This window comes from Yoonia maritima (assembly GCF_002933395.1).
In the GTDB taxonomy this organism is placed as follows: Bacteria; Pseudomonadota; Alphaproteobacteria; order Rhodobacterales; family Rhodobacteraceae; genus Yoonia; species Yoonia maritima_A.
In genome coordinates this window covers 907,298-927,512 of sequence record NZ_PKFN01000007.1, presented here as the reverse complement: position 1 = coordinate 927,512, position 20,215 = coordinate 907,298, and the positions used below count along the sequence as shown (strand labels likewise).

20 protein-coding genes are annotated in these 20,215 nt (G+C 53.6%); 9 read left to right on the top strand and 11 right to left on the bottom strand.

What is annotated here, in order from left to right; translation table 11 throughout:
- Positions 1–22: 22 nt before the first annotated feature.
- Complete coding sequence (locus tag CYQ09_RS06080) at positions 23–1,522, bottom strand: CoA-acylating methylmalonate-semialdehyde dehydrogenase (protein ID WP_106744473.1); 1,500 nt, start codon at positions 1,520–1,522, stop codon at positions 23–25.
- Between the two features lie 95 nt (positions 1,523–1,617).
- Here CYQ09_RS06080 and CYQ09_RS06075 point away from each other — a divergent pair, with 95 nt between their 5' ends.
- The 4 genes from CYQ09_RS06075 to CYQ09_RS06060 all read left to right on the top strand — a co-directional run bounded on the left by CYQ09_RS06075 (position 1,618) and on the right by CYQ09_RS06060 (position 4,320).
- Entirely contained in the window at positions 1,618–2,520 is a 903-nt protein-coding gene (locus CYQ09_RS06075) for a LysR family transcriptional regulator (RefSeq protein WP_106744472.1), read from the top strand.
- 37 nt (positions 2,521–2,557) lie between these two features.
- Entirely contained in the window at positions 2,558–2,992 is a 435-nt protein-coding gene (locus CYQ09_RS06070) for a CBS domain-containing protein (protein ID WP_106744471.1), read from the top strand.
- Between the two features lie 66 nt (positions 2,993–3,058).
- Positions 3,059–3,553, top strand: coding sequence for a pantetheine-phosphate adenylyltransferase (gene coaD / locus CYQ09_RS06065; protein ID WP_106744470.1), 495 nt, complete (start codon positions 3,059–3,061; stop codon positions 3,551–3,553).
- The gene (locus CYQ09_RS06060) at positions 3,550–4,320 is read left to right on the top strand and encodes an alpha/beta hydrolase (protein WP_106744469.1); all 771 of its coding nucleotides are present in this window, start codon (positions 3,550–3,552) and stop codon (positions 4,318–4,320) included. Before coaD ends, CYQ09_RS06060 begins: the two co-directional genes overlap by 4 nt.
- A gap of 10 nt (positions 4,321–4,330) precedes the next feature.
- On the opposite strand, the gene CYQ09_RS18405 is transcribed toward CYQ09_RS06060, so the two are convergent.
- The 4 genes from CYQ09_RS18405 to gap (CYQ09_RS06050) all read right to left on the bottom strand — a co-directional run bounded on the left by CYQ09_RS18405 (position 4,331) and on the right by gap (CYQ09_RS06050) (position 7,018).
- Positions 4,331–4,489, bottom strand: a complete 159-nt coding sequence (locus CYQ09_RS18405; RefSeq protein WP_204353903.1) for a hypothetical protein — start codon at positions 4,487–4,489, stop codon at positions 4,331–4,333.
- A gap of 192 nt (positions 4,490–4,681) precedes the next feature.
- Positions 4,682–5,683 (bottom strand): type I glyceraldehyde-3-phosphate dehydrogenase, encoded by a 1,002-nt coding sequence (gap, locus tag CYQ09_RS06055; protein WP_106744468.1) that lies wholly within the window; start codon positions 5,681–5,683, stop codon positions 4,682–4,684.
- Positions 5,684–5,757: 74 nt separating this feature from the next.
- The gene (locus tag CYQ09_RS18255; protein ID WP_162617577.1) at positions 5,758–5,901 is read right to left on the bottom strand and encodes a hypothetical protein; all 144 of its coding nucleotides are present in this window, start codon (positions 5,899–5,901) and stop codon (positions 5,758–5,760) included.
- A 115-nt stretch (positions 5,902–6,016) separates the two neighbouring features.
- On the bottom strand, positions 6,017–7,018 hold the full coding sequence (gene gap / locus CYQ09_RS06050; protein ID WP_106744467.1) for a type I glyceraldehyde-3-phosphate dehydrogenase: 1,002 nt from the start codon (positions 7,016–7,018) through the stop codon (positions 6,017–6,019).
- Between the two features lie 194 nt (positions 7,019–7,212).
- Here gap (CYQ09_RS06050) and CYQ09_RS06045 point away from each other — a divergent pair, with 194 nt between their 5' ends.
- Positions 7,213–8,160, top strand: a complete 948-nt coding sequence (locus CYQ09_RS06045; protein WP_106744466.1) for a DUF808 domain-containing protein — start codon at positions 7,213–7,215, stop codon at positions 8,158–8,160.
- A 50-nt stretch (positions 8,161–8,210) separates the two neighbouring features.
- Here CYQ09_RS06045 and tkt read toward each other — a convergent pair whose 3' ends face one another.
- The gene (gene tkt, locus CYQ09_RS06040; RefSeq protein ID WP_106744465.1) at positions 8,211–10,229 is read right to left on the bottom strand and encodes a transketolase; all 2,019 of its coding nucleotides are present in this window, start codon (positions 10,227–10,229) and stop codon (positions 8,211–8,213) included.
- A 268-nt stretch (positions 10,230–10,497) separates the two neighbouring features.
- Between tkt and CYQ09_RS06030 the strand changes: the two genes are divergently transcribed.
- Positions 10,498–10,965, top strand: coding sequence for a hypothetical protein (locus CYQ09_RS06030; RefSeq protein ID WP_106744617.1), 468 nt, complete (start codon positions 10,498–10,500; stop codon positions 10,963–10,965).
- Positions 10,952–11,341 (top strand): cell division protein ZapA, encoded by a 390-nt coding sequence (locus CYQ09_RS06025; protein WP_106744463.1) that lies wholly within the window; start codon positions 10,952–10,954, stop codon positions 11,339–11,341. Before CYQ09_RS06030 ends, CYQ09_RS06025 begins: the two co-directional genes overlap by 14 nt.
- Here the strand turns inward: CYQ09_RS06025 and CYQ09_RS06020 are convergent.
- The 4 genes from CYQ09_RS06020 to purL form a co-directional block, all read right to left on the bottom strand.
- Complete coding sequence (locus tag CYQ09_RS06020; protein WP_106744462.1) at positions 11,338–11,613, bottom strand: hypothetical protein; 276 nt, start codon at positions 11,611–11,613, stop codon at positions 11,338–11,340. The two genes, CYQ09_RS06025 and CYQ09_RS06020, sit on opposite strands and share 4 nt — an antisense overlap.
- Positions 11,614–11,926: 313 nt before the next feature.
- On the bottom strand, positions 11,927–12,286 hold the full coding sequence (grxD, locus tag CYQ09_RS06015) for a Grx4 family monothiol glutaredoxin (RefSeq protein ID WP_106744461.1): 360 nt from the start codon (positions 12,284–12,286) through the stop codon (positions 11,927–11,929).
- An 11-nt stretch (positions 12,287–12,297) separates the two neighbouring features.
- Positions 12,298–12,534, bottom strand: coding sequence for a BolA/IbaG family iron-sulfur metabolism protein (locus CYQ09_RS06010; protein WP_106744460.1), 237 nt, complete (start codon positions 12,532–12,534; stop codon positions 12,298–12,300).
- 97 nt (positions 12,535–12,631) lie between these two features.
- Positions 12,632–14,791, bottom strand: a complete 2,160-nt coding sequence (gene purL, locus CYQ09_RS06005) for a phosphoribosylformylglycinamidine synthase subunit PurL (RefSeq protein WP_106744459.1) — start codon at positions 14,789–14,791, stop codon at positions 12,632–12,634.
- A 424-nt stretch (positions 14,792–15,215) separates the two neighbouring features.
- Here purL and CYQ09_RS06000 point away from each other — a divergent pair, with 424 nt between their 5' ends.
- Complete coding sequence (locus CYQ09_RS06000; RefSeq protein WP_162617576.1) at positions 15,216–15,629, top strand: NUDIX hydrolase; 414 nt, start codon at positions 15,216–15,218, stop codon at positions 15,627–15,629.
- Between the two features lie 45 nt (positions 15,630–15,674).
- Here CYQ09_RS06000 and CYQ09_RS05995 read toward each other — a convergent pair whose 3' ends face one another.
- A complete protein-coding gene (locus tag CYQ09_RS05995; RefSeq protein ID WP_106744457.1) occupies positions 15,675–16,589 on the bottom strand; it encodes a LysR family transcriptional regulator in 915 nt (304 codons plus the stop codon).
- Between the two features lie 160 nt (positions 16,590–16,749).
- Here CYQ09_RS05995 and CYQ09_RS05990 point away from each other — a divergent pair, with 160 nt between their 5' ends.
- Positions 16,750–20,166, top strand: a complete 3,417-nt coding sequence (locus CYQ09_RS05990; RefSeq protein WP_106744456.1) for an indolepyruvate ferredoxin oxidoreductase family protein — start codon at positions 16,750–16,752, stop codon at positions 20,164–20,166.
- Positions 20,167–20,215 lie beyond the last annotated feature (49 nt).

Sequence of the window (20,215 nt, the reverse complement as noted above, 5' to 3'; positions counted from 1 at the left end):
CCTAACGGTATTTTGGCGTGCTCTACTCCATTGGTTTGAAGTTAAATTCGCCGCCTTCTTTGATGCCCGACGGCCAACGGGACGTCACGGTTTTAGTGCGCGTGTAGAATTTGAACGCATCGGGACCGTGTTGGTTAAGGTCACCAAAGACAGATTTTTTCCAGCCACCGAAGGTGTGGTAAGCAAGCGGAACGGGGATCGGCACGTTAATTCCGACCATGCCGATGTTGATCCGGCTTGCAAAGTCGCGCGCTGCGTCGCCATCGCGGGTAAAGATCGCGGTACCGTTGCCGTATTCGTGGTCCATGGCAAGGCCGATCGCCTCTTCGTAGGATTGTGCACGTACGCATGACAGGACAGGGCCAAAGATTTCCTTTTTGTAGATATCCATCTCTTTGGTGACGTTATCAAACAGGTGTGGCCCTACAAAGTAACCGTCTTCATAGCCTTGGAGGTTAAAGTCGCGTCCGTCGACTACAAGGTCTGCGCCCTGGGTAACGCCGCTTTCGATCAGGCTTAGGATATTTGCTTTGGCTGCGGCAGTAATGACAGGGCCGTAATCCACATCATTGCCACCCGTGTATGGCCCAACCTTGAGTTTTTCAATCCGAGGGACCAGCTTTTCAATCAGGCGGTCAGCCGTTTCATCACCCACGGGAACCGCGACTGAAATCGCCATGCAGCGTTCACCAGCTGCACCGTATCCCGCCCCAATAAGCGCATCTGCTGCCTTATCCATATCTGCATCAGGCATGATGATCATATGGTTTTTCGCGCCGCCAAAACACTGAACGCGTTTGCCGTTCGAACAGCCGCGACCATAGATGTATTCGGCAATTGGGGTTGATCCGACAAAACCAATCGATTGGATCACGTCGTGATCAAGGATCGCATCTACCGCTTCTTTATCGCCGTTGACGACTTGTAAAATACCTTTGGGCAGGCCTGCTTCTTCCATTAATTCGGCCAGCATCAGCGGGACAGATGGATCACGCTCTGATGGCTTAAGGATAAAGGCGTTGCCGCATACGATTGCGGGTGCAAACATCCACATTGGAATCATCGCTGGAAAGTTAAACGGTGTGATCCCGGCGGTGACACCCAATGCTTGCTTCATCGAGTACATATCAATACCCGGACCAGCACCATCGGTGAAATCACCCTTGAGCATTTCTGGCGCACCGATGCAGTATTCAGCCACTTCAAGGCCGCGCTGTACGTCACCTGCAGCATCAGGAAGCGTTTTACCGTGCTCGCGCGACAACGCCTCTGCGAGCTTGTCCATGTCGCGATTCAGTAGGTCGACGAATTTCATCATTACGCGTGCACGACGTTGTGGGTTGGTCGCCGCCCAAGCTGGTTGTGCTTTTGCCGCGATATCAACGGCCTGCGCCATTTCATCAGCATTGGCGAGCGGGACCTTGGCCTGCACTTCGCCGGTTGCTGGATTGTAGACATCCGCAAAGCGGCCAGATGTGCCCTTTACGTGCGCGCCGCCGATATAATGAGTAAGCTCTTGCATGGAATCCTCCGTTTGTTGCAAAAACTATAGGCTTGCGTTTTTCAACGTAAAACAATGAATATACCAAAACCAATTTGCAAAAATGTAGGTATAGGATGGATAATTGGGATGACATGCGGGTGTTTCTTGCTGTTGCACGCGCCGAAAGCCTGTCGGGGGCTGCGCCGATCCTGAAAATGGACCCCGCAACGCTGGGGCGGAGGATCGCGCGATTGGAACGATCGTTAGGGGCGATTTTGTTCGTGAAATCACCGCAGGGCTATGCATTGACTGACCTTGGCGAACGAATGCGTGATCGTGCTGCCGAAGCCGAGGCGCATCTGGTTTTGGCGCGCGACGAAGGGCAGGGCGGGTCATCCGGGTTAACTGGACAAATCAGAATCGGCGCTCCTGATGGGGCGGCGAATTTTTTGTTGCCGCAGGTTTGTGCGGCGATTCAAGCGGAAAACCCTGCGCTTGAAATTCAAATTCTAGCTTTGCCTCGCGTCGTGAACTTGTCCCGCCGAGAGGCGGATATGGCCGTGACCGTTAGCCCACCGGCCGCAGGTAGGCTGACGGTGCAACGTATTACAGACTATAAATTACACCTTGCATCCCGGACCGACGATCCAGCATTGGTGACCCGCGACGATATTCGCGGAAAACCCATCGTCGGTTATATTCCGGATATGATTTTTGACAAAGAACTCGACTATCTTGGCGACCTAGGCGCGCAAGGAGTTCAATTGGCATCGAATTCAGTTGCGGTTCAGCTCCAGATGATCCGACAATCAGGTATAGGAATTGTTCACGATTTCGCGCTACCTTTCGCGCCTGAGTTGCGACGTGTTCTTGTGGATGAAATATCGCTGACGCGGTCGTTTTATCTGGTGCGTCACACGTCTGACCGCCAATCTGACAGATTGAATAAGGTGGCTAAAGCAATAATATCGGGCATTCACGGCGAAGTTGCGCGCCTTGAGAAAATCGCACGCTTGACAGATAGCCCTCTGATTTGAGAGCCTAACCACCTGCAACCCTATCAAGGAGTCCGCGATGATTGTTTCCCAAATCCTTAAAACCAAAGACAGCACTGGCGTTGTGTCAGTCAAGCCAAGTGATCCTGTCGCTGCCGCCGTAAGCCTGCTGTCCGAAAAACGGATTGGGACAGTGGTTGTTTCCGCTGATGGCGTTTCGCTAGATGGTATTTTGTCAGAACGTGACATTGTACGTGAAATGGGACGGCGCGGGGCGACCTGCCTGTCCGATAAAGTGGCGCAAATGATGACCGAAAAACTGGTCACATGCAGTCCCGGCGACACTGCAGATGCTGTTCTTGAGATGATGACATCGGGGCGCTTTCGCCATATGCCGGTTATGGAAGACGGGGCGATGATTGGTCTGATTTCAATTGGTGACGTCGTCAAAGCCCGGCTAGCGGAACTGTCTATGGAAAAAGACGCGCTCGAAGGTATGATTATGGGGCATTAGCCCCCTTGCAATCCCCCGCGTAATATTGTTGCGTGCGCGCAGCTAAATCATAGAACGAGGTACGCCATGCGTGTAGGACTTTATCCCGGTACATTTGATCCGGTAACGCATGGACATATCGATATAATTCGTCGTGCTTGTTCGCTGGTCGATCGCCTTGTGATTGGCGTAGCGATAAACCGCGACAAGGGCCCTTTGTTTTCATTAGAGGAACGCGTGGCTATGGTAGAGGCCGAATGCGTCCCACTTGGCAAAGACCGCGGGTGCGAAGTTGTCGTTCATCCGTTTGAGAACTTGTTAATCGACTGTGCCCATGATGTTGGCGCTGGCGTCATTATTCGGGGACTTCGGGCTGTTGCGGATTTCGAATATGAATTCCAGATGGTTGGCATGAACCGGTCGATGGATAACTCGATCGAAACTGTTTTTTTGATGGCCGATGCAAAGAATCAAGCAATTGCTTCAAAATTAGTGAAAGAAATTGCGCGGCTTGACGGTGACGTTTCAAAGTTCGTCACCCCGGCGGTAAATACTGCGCTAAAGGATCGATTTGGTAAGTGATCTTAAAAGGTCTGGCGGGCATGTACCTACTTTATGCGTTGGTTATGATTTGGGTCCATCCGCAGTTTATCTACCCTTTCGGAGATGCGCCGTTTTCAAACCCTCAATTCGAATCTGTGCAGCTGGCGGAGACGCATGCGCATCTTCAGGTGTATGATGGGGCCGATGACGCGCCGGCGGTTCTTTATTTTATGGGGAACGGCGGCGCGCTTGCGTATTTTCAACAGAACCTATCGGTTCACACCGATGCTGACCGCACGCTTGTCGCACTGGAATATCCGGGCGGTGGCGGTATCCTGGGAACCCCGTCAGAGGTTTTGTTAAAGGCTCAAGCATTGGCGGCTTACGATTACCTATCAGAACAGCATGACGGCGCGATCGTCGTCCACGGTTATTCGTTGGGGACGGGACTGGCACTTTATGTCGCATCGGCGCGTGCGGTTGATGCCGTGATTTTAGACGCGCCCTATGCCCGGATGTGCGACCTGATGACAGCGGCATCTTGGTTGCCTGCCTGTTATCTGCCCGGTGTGCAGCGTTGGAATTCGCTTGCGTTTATTGATCAGATCAATGCGCCTGTATTGATCTCGCACGGTACAGCGGACACACTGATCCCATTAAAAGAAGGTATGCGCCTCGCTCAGGAAATGGAGCGCGCCCAAGTGGCCGTCACAGTTGCGGAGTTACCTGGCGCAACCCATCACGATTTGATTTCAAATAGCGCTTATCGGCACCAAATGCGCAACCTCTTTGACAGTCTGCGTTAGAGGAATAGGGTTATCCGTACACGGCTTTTGTGGCGATTTTTGCCGCGTCTTCGCGAAAGAGGCCAAGATCTATGGCTGTTTCTTGCGGCATGCTTTGTAGTTCGTATTTAAGGCGCGAATAGGCGACACGTCTTTGGAAAGCGGACATTACGTTATTAAAAACAGTCACTGTAAGCTCCTTCTTTGGTCAGCTCATTGTTGTTTCGTGTTCCATACTTAGTGATGTCAGTTCATCGCACAACTGTCGGTTGGGGCGTTCGGATATGCGTATAGCGCATGTCGCTCTTTGTGAGGCGTTCAATAAAAAAAGCCGACCCAAATGGGCCGGCTTTTAGAATATATCGCTGACGGGCAGCGCTGATTAAATCAGTTTACCCATCGCAACGGCTGTGTCGCTCATCCGGTTAGAGAAGCCCCATTCGTTGTCGTACCATGTGAGGATACGCACCATGTTGCCGTCTAGAACCTTGGTTTGGTCAAGGTGGAAGATTGACGAATGCGGATCGTGGTTAAAGTCAGAGCTGACCATTGGAAGGTCAGTGTAGCCCAAGATGCCTTTCAGCGGGCCGTCAGCGGCAGCGATGATGGCTGCGTTCACCTCTTCGACCGTTGTCGCGCGTGAGGCTTCGAATGTCAGGTCAACGACAGAAACGTTTGGTGTTGGTACGCGAATCGCAACGCCGTCCAATTTGCCGTTTAGTTCTGGCAGAACCAGACCGACAGCTTTGGCGGCACCTGTTGACGTCGGGATCATGGACAATGCAGCAGCGCGTGCGCGGTACAGGTCTTTGTGCATGGTATCGAGCGTTGGCTGGTCACCGGTGTAGCTGTGGATTGTTGTCATAAAGCCTTTCGTGATGCCGATGGCGTCGTTCAGGACCTTTGCAACTGGGGACAGGCAGTTGGTGGTGCAAGACGCATTGGACACGACGATATCGTCGGATGTTAGCGCATCGTCGTTCACGCCAAACACGATTGTTTTGTCGGCGTCTTTGCCCGGCGCAGAAATCAGAACGCGGCTAGAGCCGTTATCGAGGTGCGCTTGGCAAGCTTCTTTGCTTGTGAAGATGCCCGTACATTCTAGAACAACATCAACGTGCGACCACGGCAGATCCGCAGGGTTGCGAATTGCGGTCACGTCAATCGGGCCGCGGCCCGCGTCGATTGTTGTTTCTGTTGTGGTCACTGTACCGGGAAAGCGGCCGTGCACGGAATCAAACCGCAACAGATGTGCATTTGTTTCAACGGGACCCAAATCGTTGATAGCGACAACTTCAATATCGGTGCGACCGCTTTCGATAATTGCACGCAATACGTTGCGGCCAATACGACCAAATCCGTTGATGGCGACTTTAACGACCATGATGGTATCTCCTAAGGGATGACTGTTGGCGCTAACATTGCGATTTATCCGAAAAGGTCAACCGTAGATCGGTATCAGCGCCAGATTGCGATGTAGTCAATGAGATCGATGAGCTTACGAAATAGAAACGGTACACTGCCCCATTCCAGCACGTAGTGATCAAGGGCGACAAAGCCCGTGATGAGTACAGCAAGGATGAATGCAATGGTGTTGGTCATATTACCTGTCTAGCTTGCTTGGGCCTGAAACGTAAAGTTGGTTTCAGGCAAAGATCGGGAAACCCGATGCCTAGACAGGTGTTATCGCATTTTCAGTTTCGAAAAGGTGAAGGCGTTAGTTTAACCGCCCCATCGTCGCGGCGACATCTGCCATCCGTGACGAGAAACCCCATTCGTTATCGTACCATGCCAGTACGCGCACGGTTTTGCCGCCCACGACCTTTGTTTGGTCAGGCGCAAAGATGCTGCTTTGGGTGGTGTGGTTAAAGTCAATGCTGACTTTGGCTTCGTCGTCGTAGGACATGACCATGCCCATGTAACCGTTCGCGGCCTCGGCGACGATTGCGTTCACGTCTTCGACGGAAACTGATTTACCGGCTTCAAACGTCAAATCTACGGCGCTGACATTGGGGGTAGGGACCCGCATTGCAGTGCCATCAAGCTTGCCTGCAAGCTCTGGCAGGACTTCGCCCAGTGCCTTGGCGGCGCCAGTTGATGTTGGGATCATTGCCATAGCTGCGGCACGTGCGCGGTAGAGGTCGCTGTGCCTGCGATCTAGCGTTGGTTGGTCACCAGTGTAGCTGTGGATCGTGGTCATGATGCCGCGTTCAATTCCGATGGCGTCATTCAGGACTTTGGCAAGCGGAGCCAAACAGTTTGTTGTACACGACCCGTTAGATACCATGCGTTCCGTCGCCAAGAGGTCGCGGTGGTTCACACCATAGACGACAGTGCGGTCAACATTCGTTGCCGGCGCCGAAATCAGAACCTTTTTTGCGCCGCGCTCTAGGTGGATATTTGATTTCTCGCCGTCGTTGAATTTGCCGGTGCATTCCAAAACGACATCGACGCCGGACCAATCAAGCTCGTCGGGGTTGTACGTCGACATGACGTCAATCGGGCCACGTCCGAGATCAAGGGTGTTTCCGTCAATCTTGATCGGACTGCCGAAACGACCGTGGACGCTATCGTATTTTAGAAGGTGGGCATTTGTCTCAATCGGGCCAGTCGCATTAATTTTAACAACCTGAACATCATTGCGTGCGGCCTCGGCGATATGCGCGAGCGTACAGCGGCCGATCCGCCCAAATCCGTTGATACCGATGGTGACTGTCATGCGCTTCGCTCCATATAGCGGTGTTATGGTTTCATAGGCAATGCGTCGCGCTTGGGGAAGTTAAAAAGTGTACATATTCAATATGTTAGCGTTAACTTTTGATGGTTGCGCTAACTGTTTTCGCTAACGTCTGGGGCTTGGCGTATTGCGCGGTTGCGTTACATTGAACAACGAATCAAATTTAGGGGTGAACCATGAGCGGATTACTTGCGTTGCTGGACGATGTGGCGGCTATTGCCAAAGTGGCGGCGGCGTCAGTTGATGATGTGATCGGACAGGCGACCAAAGCTGGGGCGCAGGCCGCGGGCGCGGTCATTGATGATGCTGCAGTAACGCCGAAATACCTGCATGGGTTTTCGGCGGATCGTGAATTACCAATCGTTGGCCGAATTGCTTTTGGGTCGATTAAAAACAAGCTGGTGTTCTTGTTGCCCGCGGGACTTTTGCTATCGGCATTTGCGCCGTGGCTCATCCCGCTGCTGTTGATGTTGGGTGGGGGATACCTATGCTTTGAAGGTGCTGAAAAGATCGTCCATGCGTTTTCGTCGCACCACGACGGTTATGAAGATGTAGGCGATCCTGCGCATTTGGAGGAAGAGAAAGTTCAAGGTGCCATTAAGACAGACTTCATCCTGTCAGCCGAGATAATGACGATTGCGCTGGCAGCGATTGACAGCCCAAGTATTTGGATGCAGGCGGGTACATTAGTTGTTGTCGCATTTGGGATTACCGCGCTGGTCTATGGTGCTGTTGCGCTGATCGTCAAAGCCGACGACGTTGGGCTTGCTATGGCGCACAAGGGCCGGCTGGGCGCGACCCGCGCTGTGGGGCGTGGGCTGGTCCACAGTATGCCGGGTTTCCTGATTGTGCTGACGTGGGTTGGTACCGCTGCAATGTTGTGGGTCGGTGGGTCAATCATCGTACACGGGCTAGAAGAATTAGGGTTTTCATGGCTAGGTCATCACATCCATGACTGGGCAGAGATCGCAGCCCACCAAGTGCCTGCGTCGTTTCAGGCGACCACCAAGTGGTTTTCAACTGCTGGAATGTATGGGGTGTTTGGTCTTGCGCTTGGGATCGTGCTAATCCCTGTGGGAACCAAGATTATCGCACCAATTTGGCGCAAGGTAATGCCGGGTTAAGCAGCAGGGTACCGCTCAGCCAAAGGAAACCTCGGCTGAGCGGTGATAGCTTACTTGATCAGAGATTTAACCAGATCAGCTGTGTCTTTGGCCGTGATGCCGAACTCTTCGAATAGACGTTCTGCTGGGGCCGAGGCACCAAAGCCAGGCATGCCAACAAAGCCTGCCTTTTTGTTGTTGCCCCGTTCACCCATCAGCCATTTGTCCCAACCCAGACGCACGCCTGCTTCGATCGCTACGCGCACTGGACCTGCAGGCAAGACGCGCTTGCGGTAAGATTCGTCTTGGGCTTCGAACAGTTCCCAGCATGGCATTGAAACGACACGTGTGCCGATGCCTTCAGCCTCTAGAAGGTCGCGTGCCGCAAGTGCGACTTCGACTTCGGAACCAGTCGCCATCAAGATCGCCTGACGTTTGCCGGTTGCTTCGGCAAGAACATATGCGCCTTGGGCGGTCAGGTTCTTGGTTTTGTGTTCTGTGCGCACTGTTGGCAGGTTCTGACGTGACAGGCACAGCACAGATGGCGTGCTGGTCGATGTCAGTGCCATTTCCCAGCTTTCGGCCGTTTCCACCGTATCCGCAGGGCGGAAAACGTGGGTGTTTGGCGTTGCACGCATCATAGCAAGGTGTTCAACCGGCTGGTGCGTTGGACCATCTTCGCCAAGCCCGATGCTATCGTGGGTCATGACATAAGTTGTCGGAATACCCATCAGCGCTGACAGGCGCATTGCGCCGCGCGCGTAGTCAGTGAAGCACATGAACGTTCCGCCATAAGGGCGCGCACCGCCATGCAGCGCCATGCCGTTCATCGCAGCCGCCATACCATGTTCACGCACACCGTAATAGATATAGCGACCTTTGCGGTTATCAGGGTTGAAGATCCCCAGATCGGAAGTCTTTGTGTTGTTTGAACCCGTCAAGTCAGCAGAGCCGCCGATGGTTTCGCCCATGATTGGGTTCACGACCTCAAGCGTCATTTCAGACGATTTGCGTGTCGCAACTTTTGGCTGGGATTCGCTGATCTGCTTTTTCAGGGCGCGGATCGTCGCGGAAAGCTTTTTCGGGGCTTCGCCGGCGTAAGCGCGGTTGAACTCGGCCTGTTTCGTGCCGGAAAGCGTCGCAAAGCGTTCTTCCCAAGCGGCACGTGTTTCTGCACCGCGTGCGCCGATGGCTTCCCACTGGGCTTTGACGTCAGCAGCGACTTCGAAGTCACCCAAAGGTGCGCCGTAAAGCTCTTTGGTGGCTTTCAACTGGTCAGCATTCGTAAGTGCGCCGTGACCTTTGGACGTATCTTGCGCTGCGTGACCCAAAGCGATGTGGGTTTTGCATGCGATCATTGATGGGCGTGGGTCAGCCTTGGCAGCTGTTAGCGCCGCATCGATCGCTTCTGGGTCATGGCCATCAATTGACTGAACATGCCATCCGGATGCCGCAAAGCGGGCAGGCTGGTCGGTAATGTCAGCCATATCGACGGTGCCGTCGATGGTGATGTTGTTGTTGTCCCAAAGAACACAAAGGTGACCCAGCTTTTGCATGCCAGCAAGACCGATGGCCTCTTGGCTGACGCCTTCCATTAGGCACCCGTCGCCTGCGATCACGTAAGTGTTGTGATCAATGATCTTTTTGCCCCAAGTCGCGCGCTGGATTTCTTCGGCGATCGCAAAACCGACAGAGTTCGCGATACCTTGGCCCAGCGGACCTGTGGTTGTTTCAATCCCACGTGCGTGGCCGAATTCAGGGTGACCCGCAGTTTTCGCGCCCCATTGACGGAAGTCTTTGACTTGATCGAGTGTGATGTCTTCGTAGCCCGTCAGGTACATCAGTGAATAAAGCAACATTGAGCCGTGGCCAGCAGACAGGATAAAACGGTCGCGGTCCGGCCAAGCAGGGGCCTTTGGATCAAAGTTTAGGTGCTTTTCAAATAATACGGTGGCAACGTCGGCCATGCCCATCGGCATGCCAGAGTGGCCAGAGTTCGCAGCAGCAACAGCATCGAGCGTCAGTGTGCGAATAGCAGCAGCTTTGTTCCAGTGTTCAGGGTGGGCTGTACGCAGGGCTTTAATATCCAAGGTGGTCACGTCCTATTCCAAAGGTGAATGTCTTGCTTGTCAGCGTCATATCAGGGTGACCCCCAAGATCAAGCGCGACGGTTAAGCCGTTCAATTTCCACAGCTGCTGTGATTTGCCGCCCACTCCTGTATCGCTTAGTCTGATCGGCAAGAGGCGCGATTCGGCAAGATGACGAAAGACTGAAGGCAAAATTCAGCGTTAGTCGAATGAAAGTAATATGAATGGCGGGCGCACGCCTCGGCGCAGGTGGGCCAAAAGGACGAGCGGATGAGTGATATTAGTACATTAGAAGGCCGTATCACGACGGCCTTGGATCGCATTAGGCGTAGTATCGAAAGCCAAAGCAGTGGCGATTCTGATGCCGGGCTACACGCTGCGCTGCAAAGCGAACGTGCCGCGAATGCGGAATTGGTCGAACGTGTGCGGGCGCTAAAAGATCGCCAAGACACCCAAGTCGCGAGCCTAACGGAGCGTGTCGAAAAGCAACGTGCGCAGCTTGCCGCCTATGATGCGCAGCTTCAGACCTTGCGCGCGTCCAACGCGCAGATGCGTGAATTGAACACTAAATTGCGCGATGCCGTTACCCAAGGGCTGTCGCCTGAATTGGTGAACGAAGCTGTCGCAGCAGAGCTGAAGGCGCTGCAAGATCAGAGAAACGCTGAAGCAACCGAGATCGACGCGATCTTGTCTGAACTAAAACCACTGGTCGAGGAGACCTCCCATGCCGCAGGTTGAGATTTCGATTGGGGGCCGCAGCTTTGAAGTTGCGTGTCAGGTAGGTGAAGAACAGTTCCTGCAATCGGCCGCCGCGTTGCTAGATAGCGAAGCATCGCATCTTGCCGATCAAATGGGCCGTATGCCCGAGGCACGCATGCTTCTTATGGCGGGGCTTATGTTGGCGGATAAGGCTGTTGGAATGGATAGCAAGCTGATCAAAGCACAGACCGAGGTCGAAGCGTTGCGTTCAGAGCTGAAAACACTGCGTTCGCAGCCTGCGCCGGTTCCTGAACGTGTAGAGGTGCCCGTGGTGCCTGCTGCCGTGAAAGATGCGCTTGCTGAAATCGCGGCGCGCGCCGAAGCCTTGGCTGATCAAGTCGACGGGCAGGGTTAACTCGTTTTCTTTAGAGCATCTGCAAGGGTGCCACTTCGGAAGAGCTGATCTACTTCTGGAAATGTCCCAATCTTTTGTCCGTGCGCATAAAGCACGGGCAATGACACTTCTGATCCTTCCTCAGGGAAGGCGAGGTGCATCGTTGGGTCTTTGCTGACATCGACCGCCTTATAAGGCAGGCCCGTCGCGTCCAGCATGTCACGCATTTTCGCGTCTAAGCTGTTAGCGTCAAATTCATCAATACGCCGCATGAAAACGACGATTGGGTTCATTCGCACGATGCCTTGTACAAGGTTCGTCGCGCTCGCTTCTTCATTATAGCTTGTTCGTCTTAGTGGCTGTGGACGTTCAACGTGTCGTGGGATCAGGTCACCCGCACTACTGCCATGCGATGCAGTGGTAGCCGAATTCGCATGCTTGCATTGAAAGCGTCATAATCTAGCGCTTCAGTGCCAATCGAGTTGCGCCAATTTGTCGATGGTCGAAATTCTCGCCATATGTACCATATACCCCGGATCAATGCCGCCACGATCACGCCAATGAAGCAAAATCAAGCGATTCGATCTGGGGTAATAGTTGGCATGCTTACGCGTTAGCTTCGCGGATTTTGTCTGCTGCGTCTTTGTCGAATGCAACGCCGTTGTCTGTGAACAATGTGTCCAGTTCGCCTGACAGCATCATTTCGGTGATGATGTCACAGCCGCCAACAAATTCGCCTTTGACGTAAAGCTGCGGGATTGTTGGCCAGTCGGAATAATCTTTGATGCCTTGGCGGATTTCGTCGTCGGCAAGAACGTTTACGTCAGCAAAATCGACGCTCATAAAGTTCAGAACGCCGGCAACACGCGAAGAAAACCCACACTGCGGCATGGATTTCGTGCCTTTCATGAAAAGCACGACGTTGTTGTTAGTGACGGTATCTTTGATCTGGATTTCGGCGCTCATGAGTATGGTCCTTATTCTGGAATTTTGGTTGTGAGGGCTAGGGCGTGTAATTCGCCTTGGCTTCCATCCATTTTGCCTTTTAAGGCTGCATAGACAGAGCGCTGTTGCTGAACCCTGTTTTTACCCCGAAAGCTTTCGTCGATCACTTCGGCTGCGAAATGCGCGCCATCATCGCCTTGGACGTTGATGGTGGCTTCTGGGAAACTTTCGCGAAGGAGCGTTTCGATTTCGTTGGCTGTGATAGGCATTAGAAGTCCTTTGGTCGGTTACCTATAATCTAGGCACGCAAAACCGGGGCGGCAAGAGCCCACACCCGGTTGAATAGTTTTCGCGTTATCAGAATGCTTACGCGACTGCGTCAGCGAAAGCTGTTCTGAATGTATGCGCTAGCTCACTAAGTGGTGCATCGTATTGGCCAAAGCTAACGGTTTCGCCGCCGACTTTCCCAACCATTGTTAATGGAACGCCTGCCTCAGATGCTGCGATCATTAGTGCTTCTGCCATATCGAAGTTACAGCCAATCAGATAGCGTGCTTGGTCTTCGCCAAATAGTGTCGGCGTGTCTTCGGCATCGATGCTAATACCCACACCGGCGGTTTCAGCCATTTCAAACGCCGCGAGCGCAAGTCCACCGTCGCTCAGGTCGGTACAAGCGGCGATCATTTCGTGGTTAGCGCGGATAAAGTCACCGTTGCGTTTTTCTGCCGCCAGATCAACATGCGGTGCATCGCCTTCCACACGGCCGTACACTTCGGCGAGTAGGGCGGATTGTCCGAGGTGACCGGCCGTTTCACCGACAAGCAAGAGCACGTGACCCTCGCGGATTTGGCCGTTGATCATATCTGCGGTGTTACGGATGATCCCGACTGCACCAATCGTCGGCGTTGGCAGAATGCCCGTGCCGTCTGTTTCATTATATAGTGATACGTTGCCGGATACGATTGGCATGTCCAACGCTGTCACCGCTTCGCCGATCCCTTGGATCGCGCCGACGAACTGGCCCATGATTTCTGGCTTTTCGGGGTTGCCAAAGTTCATGTTGTCCGTTGTCGCAAGGGGTGTCGCACCCACGGCTGTTAGGTTGCGGTAGGCTTCGGCAACGGCTTGTTTGCCGCCTTCAACAGGGTTGGCTTTGACATACCGTGGTGTCACGTCGCTGGTGAAGGCCAGCGATTTTTCGGTGCCGTGCACGCGCACGATCCCCGAACCAACGCCCGGTGTTCGTGCCGTGTCACCCATAACCTGTTGGTCGTATTGTTCATAGACCCACTGCTTGCCTGCGTAGTTTGGGCTGCTGATCAATGCCTTTAGGCCATCAATTGGTAGAACGCCGGGAACATCAGCCAAGGGTTCGGCCGCAGGGGTTGGAACCCATGGGCGGTCATATTCTGGTGCGGAACCAGACAGTGTCGCCAACGGCAGGTCGGCTTTGACTTCGCCGTTATGCAGGACAATGAAACGATCTTCGGCGATCGTTTCACCGACGATTGCGAAATCGAGGTCCCACTTTTCGAATACGGCGCGCGCTTCGGCTTCAAGCTCTGGCTTGAGAACCATCAACATGCGTTCCTGCGATTCTGACAACATCATCTCATAGGCGGTCATATTTTCTTCGCGCTGGGGAACGTTTTCAAGGTGGAGCGTAACGCCAAGCCCACCTTTGTCACCCATTTCAACGGCAGAACAAGTTAGGCCAGCCGCACCCATATCTTGGATCGAGATCACAGCGCCTGTTGCCATAAGTTCCAGCGTGGCCTCCATCAGGCGTTTTTCGGTGAACGGGTCACCCACCTGAACGGTTGGGCGCTTTTCTTCGATTGTGTCGTCAAATTCTGCGGACGCCATCGTCGCGCCGCCAACACCGTCACGGCCAGTTTTCGCGCCCAGATAAACAACAGGCATGCCGACGCCGGAAGCAGCGGAATAGAAAATCTTGTCGGTATCGGCCAGACCAGCGGCGAATGCGTTCACAAGGCAGTTGCCGTTGTAAGCAGGGTCAAAGCGAACTTCGCCGCCAACCATAGGAACGCCAAAGCAGTTTCCATAGCCACCAACACCAGCGACAACGCCGTTTACAAGTTGCCGTGTTTTATGGTGATCCGGTTGGCCGAAAGAAAGCGAGTTCATCGCCGCGATAGGGCGGGCACCCATTGTAAAGACATCGCGTAGAATGCCACCCACACCAGTTGCGGCGCCTTGGTAAGGTTCGATGTATGATGGGTGGTTGTGGCTTTCCATCTTGAAAACCACGGCCTGACCGTCACCGATATCAACGATACCTGCGTTTTCACCGGGGCCGCAAATAACCTGTGGCCCCTCGGTTGGCAGGGTGCGTAGCCATTTCTTGGAAGACTTGTATGAACAGTGCTCGTTCCACATGGCCGAAAAGATGCCGAGCTCTGTGAAGGTTGGCTCGCGTCCGATGATCTCTAGGATGCGCTCGTACTCATCAGGCGATAGCCCGTGTGAAGCGATCAGTTCATCGGTGATCTTTGGTTCGGTCATGGTCGTCTCCCAAGCAGCGTTGCGGCCTTTTACGGCCTTGTTGCGCTGGTTGGAAGGGTCAATAGATAGTCATTTGTTAGGTTGGTTCGCGGTTGATATGCAGTTTGCATAATCATCGCAGGCCGTTGTAGCGGTCGGGGATGTTTACACCGGGCAAAAAAAATGCCGGGCGCAAGGCCCGGCTAAGTCCAACAGGGAGGTGAAAGCGATGAGCGTATAAGCATCTTCGCCTTCAAGGGTCGAGATAGGGTCCATATTTTCAGCATTCAAGGAAAAATCCTAAATTAATACGCAATTCCGCTATGCCCTATGTGCATAGGTCGTTTGCGAGGCGCGCAAAATTGCATCTCTAAGCTTGTCCGCTAGGTTGCTTAGCGTGCTGACATTTCCGTCAATGGTAGCACGCTCCGACAGGGAGGTTGGAATGAATCTGGTTGAAAAGGCTTGCCCTATCGTCGTTCGACGGCAAGGTGCCGATATGGAAGTGCTCGCGTTCGTTCACCCAAGTGCCGGAAAACAGTTTGTTAAAGGTACCATCAAGTCGGGCGAGGATCCCATCGCCGCCGCAGAGCGTGAGCTGCGAGAGGAAAGCGGCATTGAGGCGTCTTCTGCGTTTACAAATATTGGGGTCTGCGACGTTGGGCCTGACAAGCAGCGTTGGCATTTCTTTTGTTTGGTCGTCAATAACTCTGCCGATAGCTGGCTATGGGAGACCGACGATGACTTCGGCCACGTATTTCGCTTTTTCTGGCACCCAATTAAGAAGCCGCTAGGTAAGGAGTGGCATCCGGTATTTCATGAGGCATTTGCATTTTTCTCCAAGCGACTAGCGGACTAGGTAAAGGCTACAGCGTTCACGTGGTGGTTATGGCCGCGCTGAAATCTATTCAGCCGGGCCTTCTGCCGCTTCGCGTAGTTTCCGGCGGTGTGCGAAAATTTCGTCTTGAACAAAGTCGCGGAAGGCGCTGATGCGTTTGGATTGGCGCAATTCTTCGGGATAGGCGAGAAACACAGGTACTTCGCCGCTTTCGAGATCGGGTAGAATTCTGACCATATGCGGGAAGTCTTCGACGAGGTAATCGGGCAGGACGCCTACACCAAGGTTGTTCACCACGCCCTGAAGCACGCCGAAATAGTTATTCACGGTAAATAGGCTGTGCACGTCATAGGTCATGAGGTGTTGCACAAGTGTGGCGCCAGCGCTGACTTGGGTTGAATTCAGGCTTTGGCATATCAGCCGGTGGTTCGTGATGTCTTCAACGTCGTTAATCATGCCGTGTTTGGCGATGTATTCCTCGGATGCGTAAAGGCGCATACGTACGGACATCAGCCGCTTGCGGATAAGATCGGCCTGTGACGGTTCTTTCATACGGATCGCAACGTCGGCTTCGCGCATTGGCAGATCAAGCACGCGCTCTTCGAGCATCAGATCGATTTTCAGATCGGGATACTTTTCGTATAGCTTTGGAAGGCGCGGCGCGAGCCACAGCGTACCAAACCCCGTTGTTGTCGTGACCCGTAGTTCGCCAAATACTTCTTCTTCGCTGTCTTTGATCCGCGCGGCCGCCGCCTCTAGCCGTTTGTTCATCGACTTGGTCGCGTCGAACAACAATTCTCCTTGCTCGGTCAGAATCAAGCCGCGGGCGTGGCGGTGGAACAAGGTTGTATTAAGCGATTCTTCCAGTGCTCTGACTTGCCGGCTTACAGCGGACTGAGAAAGATGCAGCGTATCGCCCGCGTGGGTCAGTGACCCTGCGTCTGCAACCGCGTGGAAGATTCTTAGTTTGTCCCAGTCCATATTAGCCCACTGTGTTTATTGTTATTGGTGGTTCGTTATCGTTTGTACGCTATTGCACTAAACGGTTGCAAACCTGTTCGGCGAATATTTTCTTCTTTGTAGGTCAGTATTTTTGACCTAAGCTGGTTTTGAGCAGTTTCATGCGCAGGGGAGGTGCGGTATGACCAATCATAAGGCATCTTTGAATGATCGGTATGATTTAGCTAAGACGCAGGTGTTGCTGAATGGCACGCAGGCGCTTGTTCGGTTGATGTTGATGCAGCGCGCACGTGATGAGCGGGAGGGTTTGAATACTGCCGGCTATGTCACTGGGTATCGTGGTTCGCCTTTGGGTGCCGTGGATATGCAGATGGAACGTGCGGGTCGGGCCCTTAGGGATGCGCAGGTTACGTTTCAGCCGGGTTTAAACGAAGATCTCGCTGCGACGGCCCTATGGGGTACCCAGCAGGCCGAATTGCGCGGTGAAGGTAAATACGACGGTGTCTTTGGCCTATGGTACGGTAAGGGGCCAGGGGTTGACCGGTCTGGTGATGTGATGCGCCACGCCAATATGGCGGGTACGTCCCCATGCGGTGGCGTTGTCATGGCGATGGGGGATGACCACACCGGAGAGAGCTCTACTACATTGCACCAATCTGATTGGGCCATGGTTGATGCGTATATGCCAATTGTCTCGCCCGCAGGTGTCCAAGAGGTCATTGATTACGGGCTCTATGCTTATGCATTGTCGCGTTCTTCGGGGCTTTGGGTTGGCCTGAAGACCATGAAGGACACGATCGAGGTAACATCTGTCATAAATGGTGACCCGCATCGGCTGGATTTCGTGACGCCTGATCTGGACCTTCCGGAAGGTGGGCTGAATATCCGCCTTGTTGATACGCCTCAGTTGCAAGAGGCCCGGGTGATCGACCACCGCCGCTTTGCCGCAGAGGCGTTTTCACGTGCTAACAAGATGGACCAACGAAAGTGGGGGAAACCCGGGGCGCGTATTGGTTTTGTTGCTGCAGGTAAGAACTGGCTGGATTTGCAGCATGCGATGTCATTGCTCAACATTGATGAGCAGACTGCCGAAGCGATTGGGATCACCACGTATAAGGTTGGACAGGTATGGCCGCTAGATATGGCTAGCTTTCACGATTGGGCCGAAGGGCTTGATCTGATCGTCGTCGTTGAAGAAAAGCGCAAGCTGATCGAGGTGCAGGTCAAAGAGGCCTTGTTTGACGACAGGCATGGGCGGCGTGTGTATGGTTGGCATAAGGGGGATGAGCATTCCGCTGGTCGTCGTGAAGAGGTGTTCCCGACAAAGGCGGCGCTTGACCCTATATGGATTGCGGAAAAGGTCGGCGGCATACTCGCCGAGGAAGGATGCGCCACTGATGGTGTCCTTGCTGGGCTAGAGATGCTTGATGCCGCCCGGCGTGCCGATAACGCCCCAGAGATCGCAGCGCGTTTGCCGTATTTCTGTTCTGGCTGTCCACATAACAGTTCGACCAAGGTTCCCGAGGGAAGTCGCGCCTATGCCGGGATCGGATGCCATTACATGGTGCAATGGATGGATCGCGACACAGTGGGCTTTACCCATATGGGGGGCGAAGGCGCTAACTGGATCGGTGAAGCCCCGTTTTCTACCCGTGACCACGTGTTCCAAAATCTGGGGGATGGCACCTATAACCACTCCGGCGTTCAGGCGATCCGCTTTGCGCTGATGGCCGGGACCAATATCACCTATAAAATCCTGTATAATGATGCTGTCGCTATGACTGGCGGGCAGGGGAATGACGGTGGGCTGAAAGCCGAACAGATTTGTCGTGAATTACTGGCGATGGGGGTTGCGCATGTGGCCCTCGTCCATGACCCGAACGAAGATGTCGATCTAACGCAGTTCCCTAAGGGGCTGGATGTGCATCTTCGTGATGAACTGGCGCAGGTGCACGATACCTATCGTCAGCATAAGGGCGTGTCGGCCATCGTCTATGTGCAGACTTGCGCTGCCGAAAAACGAAGACGGCGCAAGCGGGGGCAATTCCCTGACCCAGATAAGCGTGTCTTCATTAACACTGATATCTGCGAAGGCTGTGGTGATTGTGGTGTGCAATCGAATTGCGTTTCCATCATTCCCGTTGAAACCGAGCTGGGGCGTAAAAGGGCCATTGACCAGTCTAGCTGCAACAAAGACTTTTCCTGCGTAAACGGTTTCTGCCCATCCTTCGTCACCATTGAAGGTGCAAAAAACCGAAAAGAAGCCACCACGAATGTGGATCTGCCGGATATGCCGGAACCTAAGCTGCCGAAGATTGATGGAACCCATAACGTCGTGATCACTGGCGTTGGTGGTACAGGTGTTGTCACGATTGGTGCTGTTATGGCTATGGCCGCGCATCTTGATGGCAAAGGCGTCGGCATGATGGAAATGGCGGGGCTAGCCCAAAAGGGCGGTGCTGTGCACATCCATTGTCGGATAGCCGAAGCGCCTGCTGATATTAACGCGATCCGCGTGGCGACAGGGGAATGCGACACGTTGATTGGTGGCGATCTGGTTGTCAGTGCCGGTGCTAAGACGCTTGGGTTGATGAAGTCAGGCCATACGATGGGTGTCGTCAATAGCCACGAAATCATCACTGGCGACTTTACACGTGACACGACGTTCAAATTGCCAACTGACCAACTGCGCGTCGCGCTCGAGTCGAGATTTCACGAAAAGCTTAACATGTTCGACGCCTCTGCGCTGGGCAAGGCGCTGCTGGGGGATAGTATTTTCTCAAACATGATGATCTTTGGGGCGGCGTGGCAAATGGGGGCGATCCCACTGTCATACGCTGCAATTACCCAAGCGATCACGCTGAATGGCGCGGCTGTGGATCAAAATTTGCATGCATTTGAAATTGGGCGCTGGGCCTATCTGCATCCTGCCGAAGCGGATGCCGCGGTGACACCGAATGTGGTTTCAATGCCGCGTTCGTTGGAGAGCCAGATTACATACCGCGAGGCGGCACTGACAAAGTATCAGGGTAAACGCCTCGCGCGGCAGTACCGCACGTTAGTGAACCAGTTCCAAGACGAACCAATGCGCCGCGCCGTCGCGATATCCTATCACAAGCTATTGGCATATAAGGATGAATATGAGGTCGCTCGGATGCTATCCGAGAGTCAGGCAAAGGCCGAGGCTGAATTTGATGGGGACCTTAAGCTAACCTATCATTTGGCTCCGCCATTTTTGGCGCGTAAGGGGCATGATGGTCGCCCCCAAAAACGTGCGTTCGGGCAGTGGATCGGGCGATTGATGCCGCAACTGGCGCGGTTCAAATTCTTGCGCGGGACGCCATTTGATCCGTTTGGCTATTCATCCGAGCGTAAACAAGAGCGCGCACTTATCAAGCAGTTTGTTGAAGATATGAATGATGTGCAACGTGTGATCCGTACTGACACACGTGATGCCGCGATTGCGCTGGCAAATCTGCCACAAGAAATACGGGGGTTCGGCCCGGTCAAAGAGGCGAGCATTCAGAAGGCGCATGCGCGGCGACAAGAGTTGCTGGCTGTATTGCACGCGCCGCCCATTCAAGATGCCGCCGAATGATTGGAAATGTCATTTGCTTGTTGCCTGAATATGGTAATCTATGCGGAAC